General features: G+C 64.6%; 1 protein-coding gene. It reads right to left on the minus strand.

The window, feature by feature from the left end; translation table 11 throughout:
• Nucleotides 1-46: 46 nt before the first annotated feature.
• Nucleotides 47-703: a PhzF family phenazine biosynthesis protein gene (locus tag ACFWF1_RS41355; protein ID WP_379283893.1), complete on the minus strand. Its 657-nt coding sequence runs from the start codon at nucleotides 701-703 to the stop codon at nucleotides 47-49.
• Between the last annotated feature and the right edge of the window lie 255 nt (nucleotides 704-958).

Genomic DNA, 958 nt, shown 5'->3' on the forward strand with positions numbered 1-958 from the left:
AACGTCGTGCGCCAACGTCGTGCGCCAATGCACTCGGTAGTGCGGGTTAGTGCTTGAGCTTTGACTCTTTTCGTACGCGTCCGCCCACTTCGATCAGCCCGTTGGACTGCGGGGCGGTCACGATTTGCGAGCCGTGTCCCTGTGAAATGTGCAGCGGGCGGGTGAGACTGGCGGTGAGGAGTAGGGCTGCTGTGCCGGTTGCCTCGTCCTCATCGATGCCGTCGTCGCGGCCGGGGAAGGCGCGGGCTCGGATCTGGCCGGCTGGCTGGTCCTGCCAGGCCCAGGCGTAGATCCACTCGCCCGGTTCCGGTACGGACAGTGCGTCCACCTCTGCTGCGGAGTCGTACTGGCGCAGGGTGCGCGGAGATACCCATTCGGCTTGCGCCGCAATCCAAGTGAACTCTCCGTCGGTCCGGATGCGCACGATGCCTGCCTGCGTGATCAGGGTGGGGACCTCGAGCAGCCAGGCTGTGCCTACGCACGGGTGCCCGGCGAAAGGCAGTCGCAGGGTCGGCGTGTAGATGTCTATGACGCCACGGTCGGGGTCATCAATGAATACGGTCTCGCTGAAGCCCAGCTTCCTGGCGAACGTTTGGCGCTCGGCTTCCGTGGCGACGGCCGCTCCGTCGCGCACGACACCGAGTTCATTGCCATATCGGCCGTCGGGCCCGCAGAAGACACGCAACACTTCGTACTCGATCACCCACGCAGTCAACCACTTCGATCGCACACCAAGATCGGGCATCTCATGATCAACGGAGCATGGTGGTGGAATGACGCGAGAACGATTGCCGCTATGTCCCGTTGGCGACTAATGTCTGTCGTTGCCACGTTGCCACGTTGCCACGTTGCCACGTTGCCACGTTGCCGCGTTGCCGCGTTGCCGCGTTGCCGCGTTGCCGCGTTGCCGCGTTGCCGCGTTGCCGCGTTGCCGCGTTGCCGCGTTGCCGCGTTGCCC

Origin of the sequence: Nocardia sp. NPDC060255, assembly GCF_042727395.1 — a bacterium.
In the GTDB taxonomy this organism is placed as follows: Bacteria; Actinomycetota; Actinomycetes; order Mycobacteriales; family Mycobacteriaceae; genus Nocardia.